Genomic DNA, 17,311 nt, shown 5'->3' with positions numbered 1-17,311 from the left:
TGCGCCTTAAGGAACAGACATGCCCTACACCTCCGACCTGGTCGATGAACTCAATACCCTGATCCGTTTTGATCTGGAAAGTGGTCAGAACGGCATCAAGGTGCACAAGACGGCCGATGCCCAGGTGATTCATGCGGTTGCCCGCCTACACGCCAAGGGGCTGATTACACAGGCTGACGGCGGATACTTGACCAGCCTCGGGCGGGAAGCGGCCGAGCACGCGCAGGCGATGCTCGGTTTTCTGACTACGGGTGTTGCCGCGTCCGTGGCCGCCCGCTGAGGAATGCCGCGGTGCTTGGGCCGATCAGTTCAGGCGTGAAAGCGTTGCCAAAAACACCTCGCTGTTCTGGAAGCCGGTTACGCGAACGGCCTCGCTTTCCCGCCCTTGCGCGTCAAAGAAGATGATGCTGGGTGGGCCGAACAGCTTGAAGCGCGCTAACAGCGCTTTGTCCTCATCCGAGTTGGCGGTGACATCGGCCTGTAGTAAGGTCCAGCCGACCAGTTTCTGCTGCACACGGGCGTCGGAGAAGGTATAGCGCTCCATCTCCTTGCACGACACGCACCAGTCGGCGTAGAAATCGAGCATCACGGGTTTGCCTGACGCCTTGATGCGCGAATCGAGTTCGGCGAGTGAACGGATGCGCTCGAAAGGCAGGCGCCGGCTTTCGCTCGGCGAATTGCCGCTACGCAATCCGGAAAGCGGCTGCCAGGGGTCACGGGCGCCGGAGAGGGCGCCGACCAGCATCGCCGCGCCGGCAATCAGCATGACCATCCCGATGCCTTTCCAGAAACGCTGGCCACTCCTGGCGTGCGCCGGCAGTGGATCGACGGCATGCAGAAAGATCGCCGGAACGATCAGCAGCAATGCCCAGGCCGCCATTTCAACGCCAACCGGAATGACCGGTGCGACGATTCCCAGCGCCGTGGCCAGCAGGATGACGCCGAAAACCTTCTTGACGGCCATCATCCACGGACCGGATTTGGGTAGCAGCGTTCCGGCCGAGAGGCCGATAGCCAGCAGCGGCATCCCCATACCGAGCGCCATGAAGAACAGGGCCATGCCGCCGAGCAGTGCATTGCCGCTTTGTCCGATGTAGAGCAGGGCACCGGCCAGCGGGGCAGCGACACAAGGGCCGACGATGATTGCCGAGAGCGCCCCCATGGCGGCGACGCCCGGCAGCGAACCGCCCTTGAGGTGAGCCGCCTCTTCCGACACTTTGCTTTGCAGAAACGTCGGCAACTGCAGTTCGTAGAAACCGAACATGGACAAGGACAGCACGATGAAAATCAGCGCGAAGCTGCCAAGCACCCAGGGGTTTTGCAGGGTGGACGAGAGCAGCGTTCCGGTCAGTCCGGCGGCGACGCCAGCCGCCGCGTAGGTAATCGCCATGCCAAGGACATAGGCCAGCGAGAGCGCAAAGCCGCGTGCATGCGATACGCCGTGGCCGTCACGGCCGGCGCCGACGATGATGCCGGAGAGAATGGGCAGCATTGGGAAAACGCAGGGCGTCAGCGCGAGCAGCAGGCCGAAACCGAAAAAACTCAGAATCACCAGCCACAGTTCGGCATTTTTCAGTAGTTGCGCGATGCGGCCAGATTCGTTGCCGCCGGACGCAGTCACAGTCACCGGCGCTGCGGAGGGGTCTGGCAGTTCAAGCCCAAGCGACTGTTTTTGCGGTGGATAACAGACCCCCGCGTCGGCGCAACCCTGCGAGCTAATGTTCAAGGTCAGCGGCAGCGGGCCTGAACTGTTACGCACGACCGGCAGGTGAATCAGGACTTCCCCGTAATAGACCTCGACCTTACCGAAAGTCTCATCCACTTTTTCCTTGCCCTTCGGCAAGGTGGGTGGTCCCGATTGCACGCCAGCCGGCTCGGCGGAAAAACGAAACTTGTTGCGATAAAGATAGTAGCCCTTGGCAATCTCGAAACGGACCTCGATCGTCTGACCGTCAAGCGGTCTGGCAGAAGGTCTGAACGCCATCGAGGGATGCAGCAAATCCTCGGCATTAACAGCGGAGCCAAGCAGTATCAGAGCAAGGGCCAGCCAACGGAAGGACTGGCGCATCATGACGAGGGCCAGTGGTCGATCTGGGTTTCTGCCGCCACCCAGCCAAGATAGCTGGGCAGGCCGCAGACGACAGGTACGGCGATGATTTCTGGCGTTTCATACGGATGCCGTGCGCGGATTGCGTCCTCGATTGCCGCATAGCGCGCTTCGGTCGTCTTGATGAGCAGTGGCACCTCGTCAGCCGTCTCGACGGCGCCCTTCCACTGATAGACCGATTGGCATGGTGGCAGGATGTTGACGCAGGCAGCGAGCCGGTTTTCGACAAGCGCTGCCGCCAGGGTTTCTGCGGTTGCCCGATCCGGCAGATTGGTCAGTACAAGCAGCATCTTCATGCCGGGATTTTACCCTGATCGCGTATCGGGCGAGCAGAAAACGTCAAACTGGCTAGCGGTTGACGGCAATAGTCCAGTGTTCACTGTCGTCGCCGTAAGCGAGGCACTCCAACAGACTCAGTGCTGACAAGAGTTGCCCCCGGGCATCGTAAAAGCGGATGGACAGTGAGCGGCCAGGCACACCCGCCGGTATGAACAACTGTGGCGGACTCGCGTCATTTTCCACCGTCAACAACAGTGCCGGATGACGGCTTAGTTTCCCGGCGGGTTTCTCGCGCACCTCGGCAAGGAGCGGCGCCGGTTTCCCGAAAAGCAGGCTAGCCGTGATGCACAGGTGGCCGTCACGACGCATATACAGACTGCTTACCGTCGCCAGGAGGTAATCTGCATGCGCTGGCAGGCGAATGGCGAGCAGGCTTTCTAATGTCAGTCGAGTATCGACGTTTTCGGTCGGGCGGATCAGTTGCAGTTCGCCCGCATCCTGAGCCACGACCCGCCAGATCTCGGCAGCGCTCTCACTGCTGGCGTCCGTTTCGTGAACGACATGGCCGAATACGGCAATCTGCTCGACAACGAGCTGACTGGCAAACGACGACGTGGGGGCCGCCACTTCATCCTTCAGCCGGCTCCCGCCGAGCATTCGATAACTGTTCTCCAGCCCTATGGCAATGACGATCGACAAAGGTTGCCCGGGCATCTGCGTAGTGGCCCGTTGTGGATGCATCAGATGTGCGGAAAGTGCATTGAGTAGCGCCACGCACTCCTCGCTCGAAAGTACGCTGCCGAGTTTGAGACTTTCCGGGGATGCGCCACGGGTCAACAGTTCGAGCCGTTCGCGCATCTTGCGCAGCACCCCGTCGAGCCAAAGCCAGCGCCCGACGCTGGCGACCCGGAGCGGGTCCAGGATGGGCTGATCGGACGACAGATCGAGAGCCAGGCAGCAGGACTTCGGGTTCGCCTCTGGCGCGTTGAGTATCTTCGCTTGTTCGCGCCAGCGCGCGAGCCAGCGGGTGACGGCGGCGAACTGTCCGCGCGAAAGGCCAGCAGGGCGCGCCAGATGTAGCATCAGCACCATGCAATATTGGCCGCTAACCGTTGATTCGAAGGTTTCTTTGAGCAGGTGGTCTTCAATTGGCTGTCGCGTGACGCCCAGTTTTTCGGCGGCGGCAAACACCGAATGCAGGATGTGCCAGAAATCGCCATCGAGCTCTGTTCCTGCGACGTAGCAGTTCAGTTGCTCCATGCGCAGACAGGACAGTACGCGGTGCGTCACCTTGGCGCTGTGCGCTGTGATCGATGGGTCACGATCAAGGCAGGCGTGCAGGCAATGCAGGTAGGCCACCGTAGTTGCACGCCACAGTTGACGCACGCTGTCGAAGGTCGCGTACTCAGCGGGCAGGAGCGGCAGGGCCTTGTGTTCGTAGCGGCGCTGACTTTCACCGCTGACGGCAAAGAGAGCCTTGCGCAGTACTTCAAGAGTTTTGAGGCGCTCGCGCGGCGCCACGTTATATACGTTAAAAGCCTGAATCTGCGTGACCAAACCGGCCAGCATCGCTGACACGTTGGCTTGCGGTTGCTCGGCAAGCCAACGTGCCGCGCTGCCGGAGTCGAGGAATGCCGCCGTGCTATCAGATTGTGTTTCCGGCAATGCAAACCAGGTCATCGACGATTCCACTCAAGAGTTGAAGCCGCCATCCATTTAACGGTTCGGTTCGGGATTGATTTTTGGATCTTCACACAATTCAAGTAACACGCCGTGCGTTGATTTCGGGTGCAGGAAGGCAATATCCAAGCCGTCTGCGCCCTGGCGTGGAGATTTGTCGATCAATTGCACGCCTTTCCCTTCCAGTTCGGTCAGGTTGGCTTGAAGACCTTCAACCGCGATGGCCAAATGCTGAATGCCTTCGCCTTTTTTCTCGATGAATTTTCCGATCGGGCCATCCGGATCGGTCGACTCGAGCAACTCAATTTTGGATTGTCCGATTTTGAAAAAAGCCGTCCTCACCTTTTGCTCTTTGACTTCTTCAATGGCATAGCACTTCAGGCCAAGCTGCTTTTCCCAGAACGGGATGGCTTCGTCCAGACTTTTGACGGCGATGCCGATATGTTCAATGTGTGACAAGTTCATTGTATTTCCCTTTAATGGCGATGAGCCAATTGATGATTTTATCCAATAAAACGCCGTTGCTGAGCGAAGAATGACCAGACGAGCATGGCGACACCGAGTAGGATCATTGGCAGTGACAGCCACTGCCCCATGCTGATGACCTCCGATAGGCCAAAGATGCCATCGTCCGGGGTGCGAAAAAACTCGGCTACAAAGCGCAGGCAGCCATAGCCGACAAGGAAGGCGCCGGAGACGGCGCCACGTGGTCGAGCGCCACGCGAGAAAAGCCACAGAATAACAAACAGCAGCACGCCCTCCAGACCTGCCTGATATAACTGCGACGGATGACGCGGCAAGTTGTCAACCTGGGGAAAGACCATCGCCCAGGGCAAGGCCGGGTCGCAGACGCGTCCCCACAATTCGCCGTTGATGAAGTTGCCGATGCGGCCGGCGGCCAGGCCCAGTGGCACCAGCGGCGCGATGAAGTCGGTAATGTCCAGCCAGGTGCGCCGGGTCTTGCGGGCGTACAAACCCATGCTGACCAGCACGCCGAGAAAGCCCCCGTGAAAGGCCATGCCCCCCTTCCATACCGCGAGAATTTCAAGGGGATGTGAAAAATAGTAGCCGGGTTCGTAGAACAGCACCTGCCCCAATCGACCACCGAGAATGACGCCGAGCACCCCGTAGAACAGCAGATCGTCGAGTTGCGTGATGGTCCAGCCGCTTCGCGCAAGTTGTGGCTGAGTTTCTATACGCTGCTTGCCGAGCCACCAGAACTGGAGAAAGGCCGCCAGATACATCAGGCCATACCAGCGGACGGCCAGCGGGCCAAGTGAAATAGCGATGGGGTCAAATTGCGGATGAATCAGCATGGCGATCTTTGTAAAAATTCGTCCGGGCCGGGTTGGCGGGGATTCACGGCAGTTGTTTCCCGATGCCGTTGATGATTAGCGAGAGCTGAAGACGATCGCGGACACCAAGCTTGTCGAGCATGGCACTGACGTGGGATTTGACGGTACGTTCAGTGATATCAAGCTGACGGGCGATTTCCTTGTTGCTGGCACCCTTGGCCAGCAGGGATGCCGCTTCCTGCTCACGTGCCGTCAGGGTGCGGCGCCAGGAGGAATCCTCAAGCTCCGGTGCCGGAAGCAAACGGGACGTTGCGGCCAGCAAGCGCTGCATGAGGCCTTGGCCGACCCATATTCCGCCGTTCTCGACCACCATGGCGACCTGTCGCAACACCTGTGGCGCTGCATGGCCGTTGCAATAGCCGGCGGCGCCGGCGGCCAGCGCCGCCATGGCGTCATTTTCAGAGGGTTCATCGGCGAGCAGCACCAGCGAACGCCCGACGAGACTTTTGCGCAAATTGGTCACCAGGGTTTCTACAACTTGCCCCGCTGGCAACAGGGCCCAGACCAGAGCATCACCGGCTGGAAGCGCGCCCAGTCGGCCAGCGATCAACTTTGGAAAGGCTTCACGCCAGCTATCGCGTGGACGCGCATCAATGGACAGAAAAATCTGTTGCACCATCAACGCTCGGAAAATGCGCGTGCCTTGGCACGCAGCACCGGTTTAAGCAGATACGACAGGACGCTCTTTTCACCGGTGATGATATCCACTTCGGCGACCATTCCCGGGATCACCGGCAAGTTATTGCCGAGCGTGGATTGGTTGGTGCGTACCCGCACGGTGTAAAAAGCGTTGCCTTTCTCATCGACGACCGAGTCGGCGCCGATATGTTCGAGTCTGCCCTCCAGTCCGCCGTAGATTGAAAAATCGTAGGCCGTGAATTTGACCACCGCCTTCTGGCCGGGACGCAGAAAGGCGATGTCGCGCGGTTGTACGCGTGCTTCGAGCAGAAGGTTATCTTCCAGCGGCACGACTTCAACAACGTCCTTGCCCGGTTGCACCACCCCGCCGACGGTATTGATCAGCAAACGCTTGACCGTCCCCTTGACCGGCGAGCGCAGTACTGAACGATTGACCTTGTCCGACAGGCCGACGCTGCTCTCAGCCAGGCTATTGAGCTTGGCCATGGTATCGGCCAGTTCCTTGCCCGACTCATTGCGAAAGGCCAGGCCGACTTCCTCAAGCTTGTGGCTAGCTTCGTTGATCGATGCCTGAATACGCGAACTCTGCGCCGCCGCCATGTCACGCTCGCCGCGGAAACGTCCGACATCGCGCTCCAGACGCAGCAGTTCGACCTCCGAGACCGCACCGGAAGTAATCAAGGGTTTGGTCACCGCGAGCTCCCTGGCTGACAGATCGTAGGCTCTGGCGGCCTGCTCGTATTTGGCGCGGACTTCAACCAGTTCTTGCTGGCGCTGCGTCAACTGCTGCCGGGCAATTGACGTTGTCGTCGCCAGCTCGGTGCGGCGGGATTCGTAGAGGCGGCGTTCTTCATCAACCGTCTTCGGGTCTTCCTTCTCAACCGCAGGTGGAATGACGAATGCGACACCTTCAGTCAGCGCCCGCAGGCGGGCGGCCTTGGCGAGTAGTGCCGTGTACTGCACCTGACTTTCTCGCACCGAAGAAACAAAGCGGGTCTGGTCAATACGCAGCAAAATCTGCTCTGGCTGGACGATTTCACCCTCGTGTACCAGGATCTCGGAAACGATTCCGCCATCCAGGCTTTGCAGCACCTGCAACTGGCGCGATGGGATGACCTTGCCCTCGCCACGCGTTACTTCGTCAATCCGGCTGACGGCTGACCACATCAGAGCGATAACGAAAGCCACCGCAATTGTCTTGAGCAATATCCTGGCGCGTAGCGGTTCCTGTTGCAAGATGGCGTAATCGGTATCTGCGGTAAAGCCTTGTTGTTCGCGTTCATTCTCGGCAACCGCCATCCGTGCCAGCCAGGCATCAATGCCCGGCTGAATCCGCAAACGCAGGGCTTCCAGCCCGTCGATAACCCGCTTCCCTGCTGCAATCAAGCGCAAGTTCATTGCGCAGCCCTCCCGATGCGACCCGATTGCAGGGCCTCAACCACTTTCTCTCGCGGCCCGTCGGCAACGATCCGTCCGTCATCGACAACGATGATCCGGGTGGCCAAGTCGATGAGGCTGGTACGGTGCGTAACAACGATCAGGGTTTTGTGTTCGGCAAAGCGTTTCAAACGCTCCTTGAAGCCGTGCTCGGTAGAAAAATCCATGGCGCTGGTCGGCTCATCGAATAGAAGAACCGGAGGATCCATCAACACGGCACGGGCTATCGCAACTTCCTGGCGCTGGCCACCCGACAGCGACTCGCCGCGCTCGCCGATCAGCATATCGAATCCTTTCGGATGCCGATTGACGAACTGGGTCAAGCCCGCCACTTCGGCCGCCAGCACAATCGCTGAATCATCGGCATACGTAGCGCCGATGGAAATATTCTCACGCAAGGTGCCATAGAACAGGGTGGCATCCTGGCCGACAAAACCAACGTTGCGCCGCAAGTCGGCCGGGTCAAGCTGGCGCAGATCAATGCCGTCAATGCGTACGACGCCGTCGGTCGGTTGATACAGTCCGAGCATCAGCTTTTGCAGGGTCGTTTTCCCCGAACCGGTGCGTCCCAGGATGACCACGTGTTCTCCCGGCATAACGCGCAGCGAAACGTTTTGCAATGCTGCCTCGCCCTGACCGGGATAATTGAACGACACATTACGAAACTCGATCTCGCCTTCAAGCTCTGGCCGATGAATAAACGCTGAGGCATCAGGGCGTTCAACCGGCTGTGCCATCAGCTTATCGAGCGTTTCGAGCGACATCCGAGCATTCTGGAACTGCATGAGCAGTCCGACCGCTTGCCCCAAGGGCGCAATGGCGCGACCGCCAAGCATGGTGATGGCAATCAGTCCACCCATGGTCAACTGGCGATCCTGGATCAGATAAACGCCGGCAACAATCAGCATCACATTAACCACCTGAGTCGCAGACGCTGCGCCGTTGGTTGCTGTTGCCGACAGCAGGCGCAACTGAGCACTGGTGCGCGCGAGAAAAGCCGTCGTGCTCTCCCACTTGTTCTGAATAACGCCTTCAGCCCCCTGTGTCTTGATGGTTTCCAGGGCGGTCAGGCTCTCGATCAGCGAGGCATTGCGCAGGGCCGAAGCACGATAGGTGGTCTCGGCCAATTCATGCATCTTGTGCTGAACGACATAGGCGTAGATTAGGCCGATGGCCAGTCCGACGATTGGAATGAGGACCAGAGGCCACGAAATCCAGAGGATCACCAGCAGGAAAATGATCGAAAACGGTAAGTCGATCAACGCTGTTACGGTGGCCGACGCAATGAAGTCGCGAACGGATTCAAACGAGCGAAGATTCGAGGCGAAGGAACCGACCGACGCCGGACGCGTTTCCAGACGCATGCCCAGAACACGCTCCATGATCAGCGCTGAAAGTTTGACGTCGATACGCGCACTGGCCAGGTCAACAAAATGGCCGCGTAGCAGGCGCATCATAAAGTCCATGCCGAGCACCAGCAGTACGCCCAAGGCCAGCATCCAGAGCGTATCGGTCGCGTTATTGGGAACGACGCGATCGTACACGTTCATCGAAAAGAGCGGCATGACCAGCGCAAAGATGTTGATCAGCAAGGCCGCACCGGCCACGTCGCGATAAACCGGCCATTGCTCGAGCAAAGCGCCCCAGAACCAGTGGCGCTGAACGACCTTCGTCACTTGCGGCGTACGCGCGTCGAAAGAAAAACGCGGCCGGGCAAACAGTGCAATACCCATATAACGTTCAGTCAATTCGTCACGGGACAGCGTTACTGCACCCTGTCCGGTTTCCGGGAAGAGGAGTTGCGCAGTGCCAGCGGTTTCGTTCCAGCCCAGTAGCACACAGGCCTGATCTCCCTTGAGCAACAAAATGACCGGCAATAAAATGCTGTCGATAGCGTCCAGGGGGCGCCGCACGATCTTGCTTGACAGCCCGGCACGGCTTGCCGCGCGGGCGAACAGGGAAGGTGTCAAACAGCCGCCTGCAAGCGGCAGGCCGGCCGACAGGGCGGCGCGGGTACTTGGCCGGCCATGCAAGCGGGTCAGCTCAACCAGGCAGGCCAATAGGGGGTCGTGATGCAGCAAGTCCTCGCGCAAGTCGGCAGTGAACCCGGCTGGTTCTGGGGCGACTGTTGGAATCTGGTTCGAATCGTTCGAGGTCAAGGAAACAGCCTCCGGTCAGGATGGATCATTTAACACCATTTTCCGATGCAAGGTCCCGGGCTCTGCGCCCACAAGAGTATTTCCTACGGGGCGCATCTCTTTCAGTCACGTTCGACGGGACGACGCGCCGCCCCGCGTTGCCTTTGCAAGCATTTGTTATGAAACGGAGAATAGCTGATATTTAGGCTTAAAGTAGTGGAAATTACCGCTGTGCTCACCCCGCTATGGAAGATAAAAAACGGGGCCGAAGCCCCGTTCAATCCCTTTTCTACTCCTGGAGCTTACTGCTTGGTGACCTTGATATCGCCGTCGGCACCGAAGCCGAGGGTGTAGCCCATTGAAACGTGATGGAAACGGCCGGTGGCATGATCGGCATGTACCGCGACGCCGAAGGGGACAGTCTTGCCTTCGCCCAGCGCGCCGTTGAGCTTGCGCGTGAAGGTTACGGTGTAGATGCCGCCTTTGTTGTCGCCCTCGGCTCTGACACCAGCTGTACCGCCGTCCATGCTGCGCTTGTCGCTGACTGAACCGTCCACGGCCTTGGCGCCCTTGGCACTCTTCCATTGCATCAATTCGTAAGCGCCGTCCTTGGTGTACTTGGTCTTGTGCTCGTCGGCGCCGGGCATGGTGCGCGCATCGTTATGGCAGCTTGCCCAGCAACCCACCAGCGGCCCGGCAACCGACTTGTCGCCTGCGGAAACGGCAACCTTGTCGTTGGCAAAAAGGACCGTCGCCTTGACATCGTTTTCCTTGTCATCCTTGTTGGCGCTGCCGACTGGTGGCTTGAAGCTCAGACGGAGATAGGCGTTGTCTTTGTCGTAGGCGGCTTGCACGCTAACCGGAAAGTTCATCGTCTGGGGCACGGCGACCGGCTCCAGTTCCTTGCTGGCCATGCGCTTCATGTTGAAGTTGAGGCCGCCTTTTTCTTCGTGGCAGCCGACACAGCTTTCGCCTTTGACCATGCCGGTGCGACCGCTGTGATCGGACTTCTTCATAGTCCATTCGATCGTCGTTATGCCGGCATGAAAGACCTGGATATCACGCTTGGGCACTTTGCTCCAATCGGGTGCGGCCTGAGCGCTGGCGGTCAGGAGAACGCCGCTGACGGTGAAGGCAAGGATCGATTTTTTCATGACTGACTCCACTCGAAAAGTTGATGCGGTTTAGGCGACTGAGGGCCGGGATACGACGCCTGCTGCGCAGGTAATTGGATTGGCTAAGCTTAGTCGTCCGCTTCTTCCGGCATGTTCTTTGGTTTATGGTGTGCGATGCCCTTGTGGCAGTCGATGCAGGTTTTCTTGTCGTCGAGGCCGATCTTGTGCATTTTGGAGGCGCGAGCCTTCTGCTTTTCGATATCCATGGCCTCAAAGCTGTGGCAGTTGCGGCATTCGCGCGAATCGCTGGCCTTCATGCGCGCCCACTCGTTGCTCGCCAGTTCCAGCCGTTTGGCTTCGAACTTTTCAGGGGTTGAGATTGACCCAGTGATCTTGCCATAGACTTCGGCGCTGGCCTTGATCTTGCGCATCATCTTGTGTGTCCAGTCCTTGGGGACGTGGCAGTCGGAGCAGAAGGCGCGCACGCCGGTGCGGTTGCTGTAGTGGATGGTGGTCTTGTATTCCTGATAGACGTTGTCTTTCATCTCATGGCAACCAATGCAGAATTCGAGGGTATTGGTTGCTTCCATGGCGGTGTTGAAACCACCCCAGAAGAGGACGCCAGCAATGAAACCGGCGCAGAGCAGGCCAAGGAGCGAGTATTTGACGCTCGGGCGTTTAAGCGTTGCCCACAGTTGTGAAATCTTTCCGTACATACTGACTCCCCGTGTCCCCTGTTTGGTTTTAGTTTGCTTGCCGTTAGCCTAAAACGACTGTCCACGCGGAGTTTAGTGCGCTACCCGGATCAACTGTTTGATCTGGATTAACAATCCTGAATAATTCTTCGTTCGTTGTGCTCGTTGTTGTTCATTGCAGTTTCCGGCCAGTCAACGCGCTACTACGCGCAGATCAGCACCGACCATGCGCACGTCGTGAATGACCAGTTTGTGCTTGCCCTTCAGATCTTCAAGCACCGGCAGGTCAAACATGCCACGGGCTGCATCTCCGATCAGACAGGGCGCTAGGTAAAGCACCAGTTCATCGACTAGTCCAGCCGCCAGCAGCGCGCCATTGAGTCTGAAGCCGCCTTCGACGTGCAATTCATTGATGCCGCGTCGTGCGAGTTCCGTCATCAGCGCAGGCAGGTCGACCTTGCCGTCAGCGGCCGGCAAGCACAAGATCTCGGCACCCCGCTCGCGCAGGGCTGCGGATTTTTCGCTGCTTTCGCTCGCGCAGGCCAGCAGCAAACCACCGCCGTTCAGTACCCTGGCCTGCAAGGGCAGTTCGAGGCGGCTATCGACCACGACCTTCAAGGGCTGGCGCGAAATGTCGACATCCCGCACATTGAGTTGCGGATCATCAGCACGCACCGTGCCGATACCGCTCAGAATTGCGCAGGCCCGCGCTCGCCAACGATGTCCATCTTGTCTGGCCGGCGTCCCGGTGATCCACTGACTGACGCCGCTGGTCAACGCTGTTTTTCCGTCCAGGCTGGCCGCCAGTTTCATGCGTAGCCAGGGTCGGCCGCGTGTCATGCGCGAGACGAAACCGATGTTTAGTTCGCGCGCCGCAGTTTCCTGCAAACCGCATTCGATGGTAATGCCCGCTGCCGCCAGCAAGGCCAATCCTCGACCGGCGACCTGCGGATTGGGATCCTGCATGGCCGCAACGACCCGCGTCACGCCAGCGGCAATTAACGCTTCGGCGCAAGGTGGCGTGCGGCCATGATGACTGCATGGTTCGAGGGTGACGTAGGCCGTGGCGCCGCGGGCTTGACTGCCGGCCGCGCGCAGGGCATGGATTTCAGCGTGCGGCTCCCCGGCCTGGCGATGCCAACCCTCGCCGACTACTGCGCCGGCATTGACAATGAGGCAAGCAACACGCGGGTTTGGCGTGGTTGAATACAGTCCGAGTTCGGCAAGATGCAGCGCACGCGCCATGAACTCGTGATCGGCGGCGCTAAACATTGTGGGTATTAACGGCTGCGCCGCTGGGCGGGACGGGTCACTTCACGGACCAGCTCGGAAAACTCGTCGACATCTTCAAAGTTGCGATAGACGGAAGCAAAACGAACGTAGGCCACCTTGTCGAGCTTCTTCAACTCGCGCATGACCATCTCGCCGACCTTTTCCGAAGGAATTTCGCGCTCACCAAGAGTTAGCAGCTTTTCTTCAATGCGGGCAATGGCGGCATCAACCGACTCGACAGTCACCGGCCGTTTGCGCAGCGATAGCCATAGACTGGCCGCCAGCTTTTCGCGCTCGAAATCAACGCGCGAGCCATTTTTCTTGACCACCTGCGGCAGGCGGATTTCCGCGCGCTCGTAAGTTGAAAATCGCTTGTCGCAGGTGAGGCAGCGACGCCGACGACGAACTATGTCGCCGTCATCGTTGATCCGCGTATCGGCAACGGTGGTGTCAGCCGCGCCGCAGAAGGGGCACTTCATGCGGACGACCCTGTGTTACCGCAAAGGCGCAAAGCAACCCGCGCTTCCTTTGCAATCTTTGCGCCTTTGCGCCTTTGCGGTGAAGCTTGCGGGCTCATCGCCGAAAATCAGTTGCCGTAGACCGGGAACTTCTTGCACAGCGCGGAAACATCGCCACGCACGCGCGCCAGGATGGTCTCATCGTTCGGTGCATCGAGCACGTCGGCGATCAGGTGCGCGACCTCTTCGGCCTCGATTTCGGTGAAGCCGCGCGTGGTCATGGCCGGCGAACCGATACGGATGCCGGATGTAACCATCGGTTTCTGCGGGTCGTTCGGAATCGAATTTTTGTTAACCGTGATGTGAGTTTTGCCAAGCACCGCCTCGGCCTCCTTGCCAGTAATGTTCTTGGCACGCAGATCGACGAGAAAGACGTGCGATTCGGTACGCCCGGAAACGATGCGCAGACCGCGTTCTTCGGCCAGCACGCGCGACAGCACGCGGGCGTTGGCCATCACCTGTTCCTGATAGGCGCGGAACTCGGGTGACAGCGCCTCTTTGAAGGCCACCGCTTTGGCGGCAATCACATGCATTAGCGGACCGCCCTGCAGACCGGGGAAGATCGCCGAGTTAATGGCTTTTTCGTGTTCGGCCTTCATCAGAATCACGCCACCGCGCGGACCACGCAAGGTCTTGTGCGTAGTTGAGGTCACCACATCGGCATGCGGCAGAGGATTGGGATAGCAACCGGCGGCAATCAGTCCGGCATAGTGTGCCATGTCGACCCAGAAAATCGCGCCAATTTCCTTGGCCACCTTGGCGAAACGCTCGAAGTCGATGCGCAGTGAATAGGCCGAGGCGCCGGCAATCAGGATCTTCGGCTTGTGCTCACGGGCTAGCGCCTCCATCCTGTCGTAGTCGATTTCTTCCTTCTCATCAAGGCCGTAGGCGACAATGTTAAACCACTTGCCGGACATGTTGAGTGCCATGCCGTGCGTCAGGTGGCCGCCTTCAGCCAGGCTCATGCCCATGATCGTATCACCCGGCTTGGCGAACGCCAGCAACACTGCCTGGTTGGCCTGTGAGCCTGAATTGGGCTGCACGTTGGCCGCGTAATTGTATTCATTAGCACCAAACAGCTTCTTCAGCCGGGTAATGGCAATTTGCTCGGCCACGTCAACGTACTCGCAACCGCCGTAGTAGCGTTTGCCTGGATAGCCTTCAGCGTACTTGTTGGTCAACTGTGAACCCTGGGCTTGCATGACCGCCCTGCTGACGTAGTTCTCCGAGGCGATCAACTCAATGTGCTCTTCTTGACGGCGATTTTCGTTTTCAATCGACTGCCAGAGTTCAGGATCAACTTTCGCCAGGGTGTCTTTCGCGGAAAACATCATTTGCCTCACAAGCCTTTGAAAAGAGGCTGATTGTACCACGCGGGTCAAGGCCGGTAACGGACAACGCGAGCAATGGGATGCGCCTCAAACTGATGTGGAGTTAAACTTGCCCGATTCCCCCAGCCATGATCGATCCGATTTTTGGTTGGATGCACGTGTGCATCCAGACCTGAGCGCCGTACTCGACCCAAATTTACGTCAATGGCCCACCTTCCTGATCACGTCGGACAAGGCTAGCACGGGCGGCCGCCCATCGTACTTCAGTACAGTAGGCAGCCGTTGTGCAATTGGCTACTGTTGTGTCACCCATTACTTCGTATCGAGGTTACATCATGGCAAACCCCACACCAGTCGCCCGTATCTCCGCCATTCAGGGTCAGGCCTTCGCCAAAGGCAAGGATGGCGCATTGCGCGTCCTTCATGTCGGCGACCTGATCTTCGAGGCCGACGTTCTGGTAGCAGCGGCCGATAGTCGAGTTGATTTGGCCACAGGCGATGGACGCACCTTGATTATGCGAGCCAATGAAACGCTGACCGTTGATGCCGAAGTGGCGGCTTCGGTTCAGCCGGATATGACCGATTCAGCCGTGCTGGCCGTCGGCGCCGATGTCAGCACGGTGATCAAGGCAATTGCCCAGGGTTCGAGTCTGGACGACCTGCTCGAAGATCCGGCTGCTGGAGACAATGCCGGAAGTTCAGACGGGGGCGCCTCCTTCGTGCGGCTGTTGCGTATTGCAGAAACCATTGATCCGCAGAACTTTGACTTTGACGCGGCGCGGCGCGCGGCTGTTGATGAAAACCAGGGTGTCGGAAACGATATTGCGGCCAACGCAGCGGGGGGGAGTACGAGTGTGGGTGCGGATACGGGTGCAACAGAAAACGCCCCGACCATTACGCTAACGGGGCACGCCGTCACCGAAGGTGCAGTCAGTACCGCCACCGTGGTGGCGACCTTCAGCGGCGCCGACGCCGATGCTGGTGACACGCTCAGCTACACGCTGCTCAATGACCCCGACGGTTACTTCCAGATCGTCGGCAGCGAAGTTCGCCTGACCACTGCGGGAGTTGCTGCCGTCGATAACGATGCGCTCAACCTGACGCAATTGCCGGGCATTACCGTTCAGGTTTCGGATGGGATACATACGGCCAGCGCCAGCGACATTGCCGACATTACCCGCATCAACGACAGTGTCCCGACGCTCAGTGTTTTGGCGCAGGACATTACCGAAGGCGCAGTCAGTACTGCCACCGTGGTGGCGACCTTCAGCGGCGCCGACGCCGATGCTGGCGACACGCTCAGCTACACGTTGCTCAATGACCCCGATGGTTACTTCCAGATCGTCGGTAGCGAAGTCCGTCTGACCGCTGCGGGAGTTGCTGCCGTCGATAACGATGCGCTCAATCTGACGCAACTGCCGGCCATTACCGTTCAGGTTTCGGATGGGATACATACGGCCAGCGCCAGCGACGTTGCCGATATCACCCGAATCAACGACAGTGTCCCGACGCTCAGTGTTTTGGCGCAGGACGTTACCGAAGGCTCAGTCAGCACCACCACTGTGGTGGCGACCTTCAGCGGCGCTGACGCCGATGCTGGTGACACGCTCAGCTACACGCTGCTCAATGACCCCGACGGCTACTTCCAGATCGTCGGCAATGAAGTCCGCCTGACCGCCGCCGGTGTTGCTGCCGTCGATAACGATGCGCTCAACCTGACGCAATTGCCGGCCATCACCATCCAGGTTTCGGATGGGATACATGCGGCCAGCGCCAGCGACGTTGCCGATATCACCCGAATCAACGACAGTGTCCCGACGCTCAGTGTTTTGGCGCAGGACGTCACCGAAGGCGCAGTCAGCACCGCCACTGTGGTGGCGACCTTCAGCGGCGCTGACGCCGATGCTGGTGACACGCTCAGCTACACGCTGCTTAATGACCCTGACGGTTATTTCCAGATCGTCGGCACTGAAGTTCGCCTGACTGCTGCTGGCGTTGCTGCCGTCGATAACGATGCGCTCAACCTGACGCAATTGCCGGGCATTACCGTTCAGGTTTCGGATGGGATACATACGGCCAGCGCCAGCGACGTTGCCGATATCACCCGAATCAACGACAGTGTCCCGACGCTCAGTGTTTTGGCGCAGGACATTACCGAAGGCACAGTCAGTACTGCCACCGTGGTGGCGACCTTCAGCGGCGCTGACGCCGATGCTGGCGACACGCTCAGCTATACGCTGCTTAATGACCCTGACGGTTATTTCCAGATCGTCGGCACTGAAGTTCGCCTGACTGCTGCTGGCGTTGCTGCCGTCGATAACGATGCGCTCAACCTGACGCAATTGCCGGCCATCACCATCCAGGTTTCGGATGGGATACATACGGCAAGCGCCAGCGACGTTTCTGACATCACCCGCATCAACGACAGTGTCCCGACCTTGTTTGTCAGCGCCAACGACGTCACCGAAGGTGCAGTCAGTACCGCCACCGTGGTAGCGACCTTCAGCGGCGCCGACGCTGATGCTGGCGACACGCTCAGCTATACGCTACTCAATGACCCTGACGGCTACTTCCAGATCATCGGCAGCGAAGTTCGCCTGACCGCTGCCGGTGTTGCTGCCGTCGATAACGATGCACTCAACCTGACGCAACTACCGGCCATCACCGTCCAGGTTTCGGACGGGATACATACGGCAAGCGCCAGCGACGTTTCTGACATCACCCGCATCAACGACAGTGTCCCGA

At 58.9% G+C, this 17,311-nt stretch carries 15 protein-coding genes; 2 read left to right on the top strand and 13 right to left on the bottom strand.

Going from position 1 to position 17,311, the window contains the following annotated elements; all coding sequences use genetic code 11:
* Positions 1 to 19: 19 nt before the first annotated feature.
* Entirely contained in the window at positions 20 to 280 is a 261-nt protein-coding gene (locus tag Q1J43_RS07465) for a TIGR02647 family protein (RefSeq protein ID WP_301101813.1), read from the top strand.
* Positions 281 to 304: 24 nt separating this feature from the next.
* Here Q1J43_RS07465 and dsbD read toward each other — a convergent pair whose 3' ends face one another.
* The 13 genes from dsbD to glyA all read right to left on the bottom strand — a co-directional run bounded on the left by dsbD (position 305) and on the right by glyA (position 14,566).
* Positions 305 to 2,068, bottom strand: a complete 1,764-nt coding sequence (dsbD, locus tag Q1J43_RS07460) for a protein-disulfide reductase DsbD (RefSeq protein WP_301101851.1) — start codon at positions 2,066 to 2,068, stop codon at positions 305 to 307.
* Entirely contained in the window at positions 2,068 to 2,403 is a 336-nt protein-coding gene (gene cutA, locus Q1J43_RS07455; RefSeq protein WP_301101812.1) for a divalent-cation tolerance protein CutA, read from the bottom strand. Before cutA ends, dsbD begins: the two co-directional genes overlap by 1 nt.
* A gap of 52 nt (positions 2,404 to 2,455) precedes the next feature.
* The gene (locus Q1J43_RS07450) at positions 2,456 to 4,066 is read right to left on the bottom strand and encodes a hypothetical protein (protein WP_301101811.1); all 1,611 of its coding nucleotides are present in this window, start codon (positions 4,064 to 4,066) and stop codon (positions 2,456 to 2,458) included.
* Positions 4,067 to 4,102: 36 nt separating this feature from the next.
* Positions 4,103 to 4,531, bottom strand: coding sequence for a methylmalonyl-CoA epimerase (gene mce / locus Q1J43_RS07445; protein WP_301101810.1), 429 nt, complete (start codon positions 4,529 to 4,531; stop codon positions 4,103 to 4,105).
* Between the two features lie 38 nt (positions 4,532 to 4,569).
* On the bottom strand, positions 4,570 to 5,382 hold the full coding sequence (gene lgt, locus Q1J43_RS07440) for a prolipoprotein diacylglyceryl transferase (protein WP_301101809.1): 813 nt from the start codon (positions 5,380 to 5,382) through the stop codon (positions 4,570 to 4,572).
* Positions 5,383 to 5,425: 43 nt separating this feature from the next.
* Positions 5,426 to 6,040, bottom strand: a complete 615-nt coding sequence (locus Q1J43_RS07435) for a response regulator transcription factor (RefSeq protein WP_301101808.1) — start codon at positions 6,038 to 6,040, stop codon at positions 5,426 to 5,428.
* Entirely contained in the window at positions 6,040 to 7,458 is a 1,419-nt protein-coding gene (locus tag Q1J43_RS07430; RefSeq protein ID WP_301101807.1) for an HlyD family type I secretion periplasmic adaptor subunit, read from the bottom strand. Before Q1J43_RS07430 ends, Q1J43_RS07435 begins: the two co-directional genes overlap by 1 nt.
* A complete protein-coding gene (locus Q1J43_RS07425; protein ID WP_366141859.1) occupies positions 7,455 to 9,656 on the bottom strand; it encodes a type I secretion system permease/ATPase in 2,202 nt (733 codons plus the stop codon). The genes Q1J43_RS07430 and Q1J43_RS07425 overlap by 4 nt, the downstream gene beginning before the upstream one ends.
* 281 nt (positions 9,657 to 9,937) lie before the next feature.
* On the bottom strand, positions 9,938 to 10,789 hold the full coding sequence (locus tag Q1J43_RS07420) for an ethylbenzene dehydrogenase-related protein (protein ID WP_301101806.1): 852 nt from the start codon (positions 10,787 to 10,789) through the stop codon (positions 9,938 to 9,940).
* 89 nt (positions 10,790 to 10,878) lie between these two features.
* Complete coding sequence (locus Q1J43_RS07415; RefSeq protein ID WP_301101805.1) at positions 10,879 to 11,466, bottom strand: NapC/NirT family cytochrome c; 588 nt, start codon at positions 11,464 to 11,466, stop codon at positions 10,879 to 10,881.
* Between the two features lie 171 nt (positions 11,467 to 11,637).
* Positions 11,638 to 12,717: a bifunctional diaminohydroxyphosphoribosylaminopyrimidine deaminase/5-amino-6-(5-phosphoribosylamino)uracil reductase RibD gene (gene ribD, locus Q1J43_RS07410; protein ID WP_301101804.1), complete on the bottom strand. Its 1,080-nt coding sequence runs from the start codon at positions 12,715 to 12,717 to the stop codon at positions 11,638 to 11,640.
* An 8-nt stretch (positions 12,718 to 12,725) separates the two neighbouring features.
* On the bottom strand, positions 12,726 to 13,196 hold the full coding sequence (gene nrdR / locus Q1J43_RS07405) for a transcriptional regulator NrdR (RefSeq protein ID WP_301101803.1): 471 nt from the start codon (positions 13,194 to 13,196) through the stop codon (positions 12,726 to 12,728).
* A 107-nt stretch (positions 13,197 to 13,303) separates the two neighbouring features.
* On the bottom strand, positions 13,304 to 14,566 hold the full coding sequence (glyA, locus tag Q1J43_RS07400) for a serine hydroxymethyltransferase (protein WP_301101849.1): 1,263 nt from the start codon (positions 14,564 to 14,566) through the stop codon (positions 13,304 to 13,306).
* A gap of 335 nt (positions 14,567 to 14,901) precedes the next feature.
* Here glyA and Q1J43_RS07395 point away from each other — a divergent pair.
* Positions 14,902 to 17,311: retention module-containing protein (locus Q1J43_RS07395; RefSeq protein ID WP_301101802.1), on the top strand; the 2,410-nt coding region annotated here is incomplete at its 3' end.

It is taken from the genome of Propionivibrio sp., from assembly GCF_029255185.1.
GTDB lineage: Bacteria > Pseudomonadota > Gammaproteobacteria > Burkholderiales > Rhodocyclaceae > Propionivibrio.
Note: the sequence above shows the minus strand (reverse complement) of the source record. Positions and strands in the feature narration are given on the sequence as shown.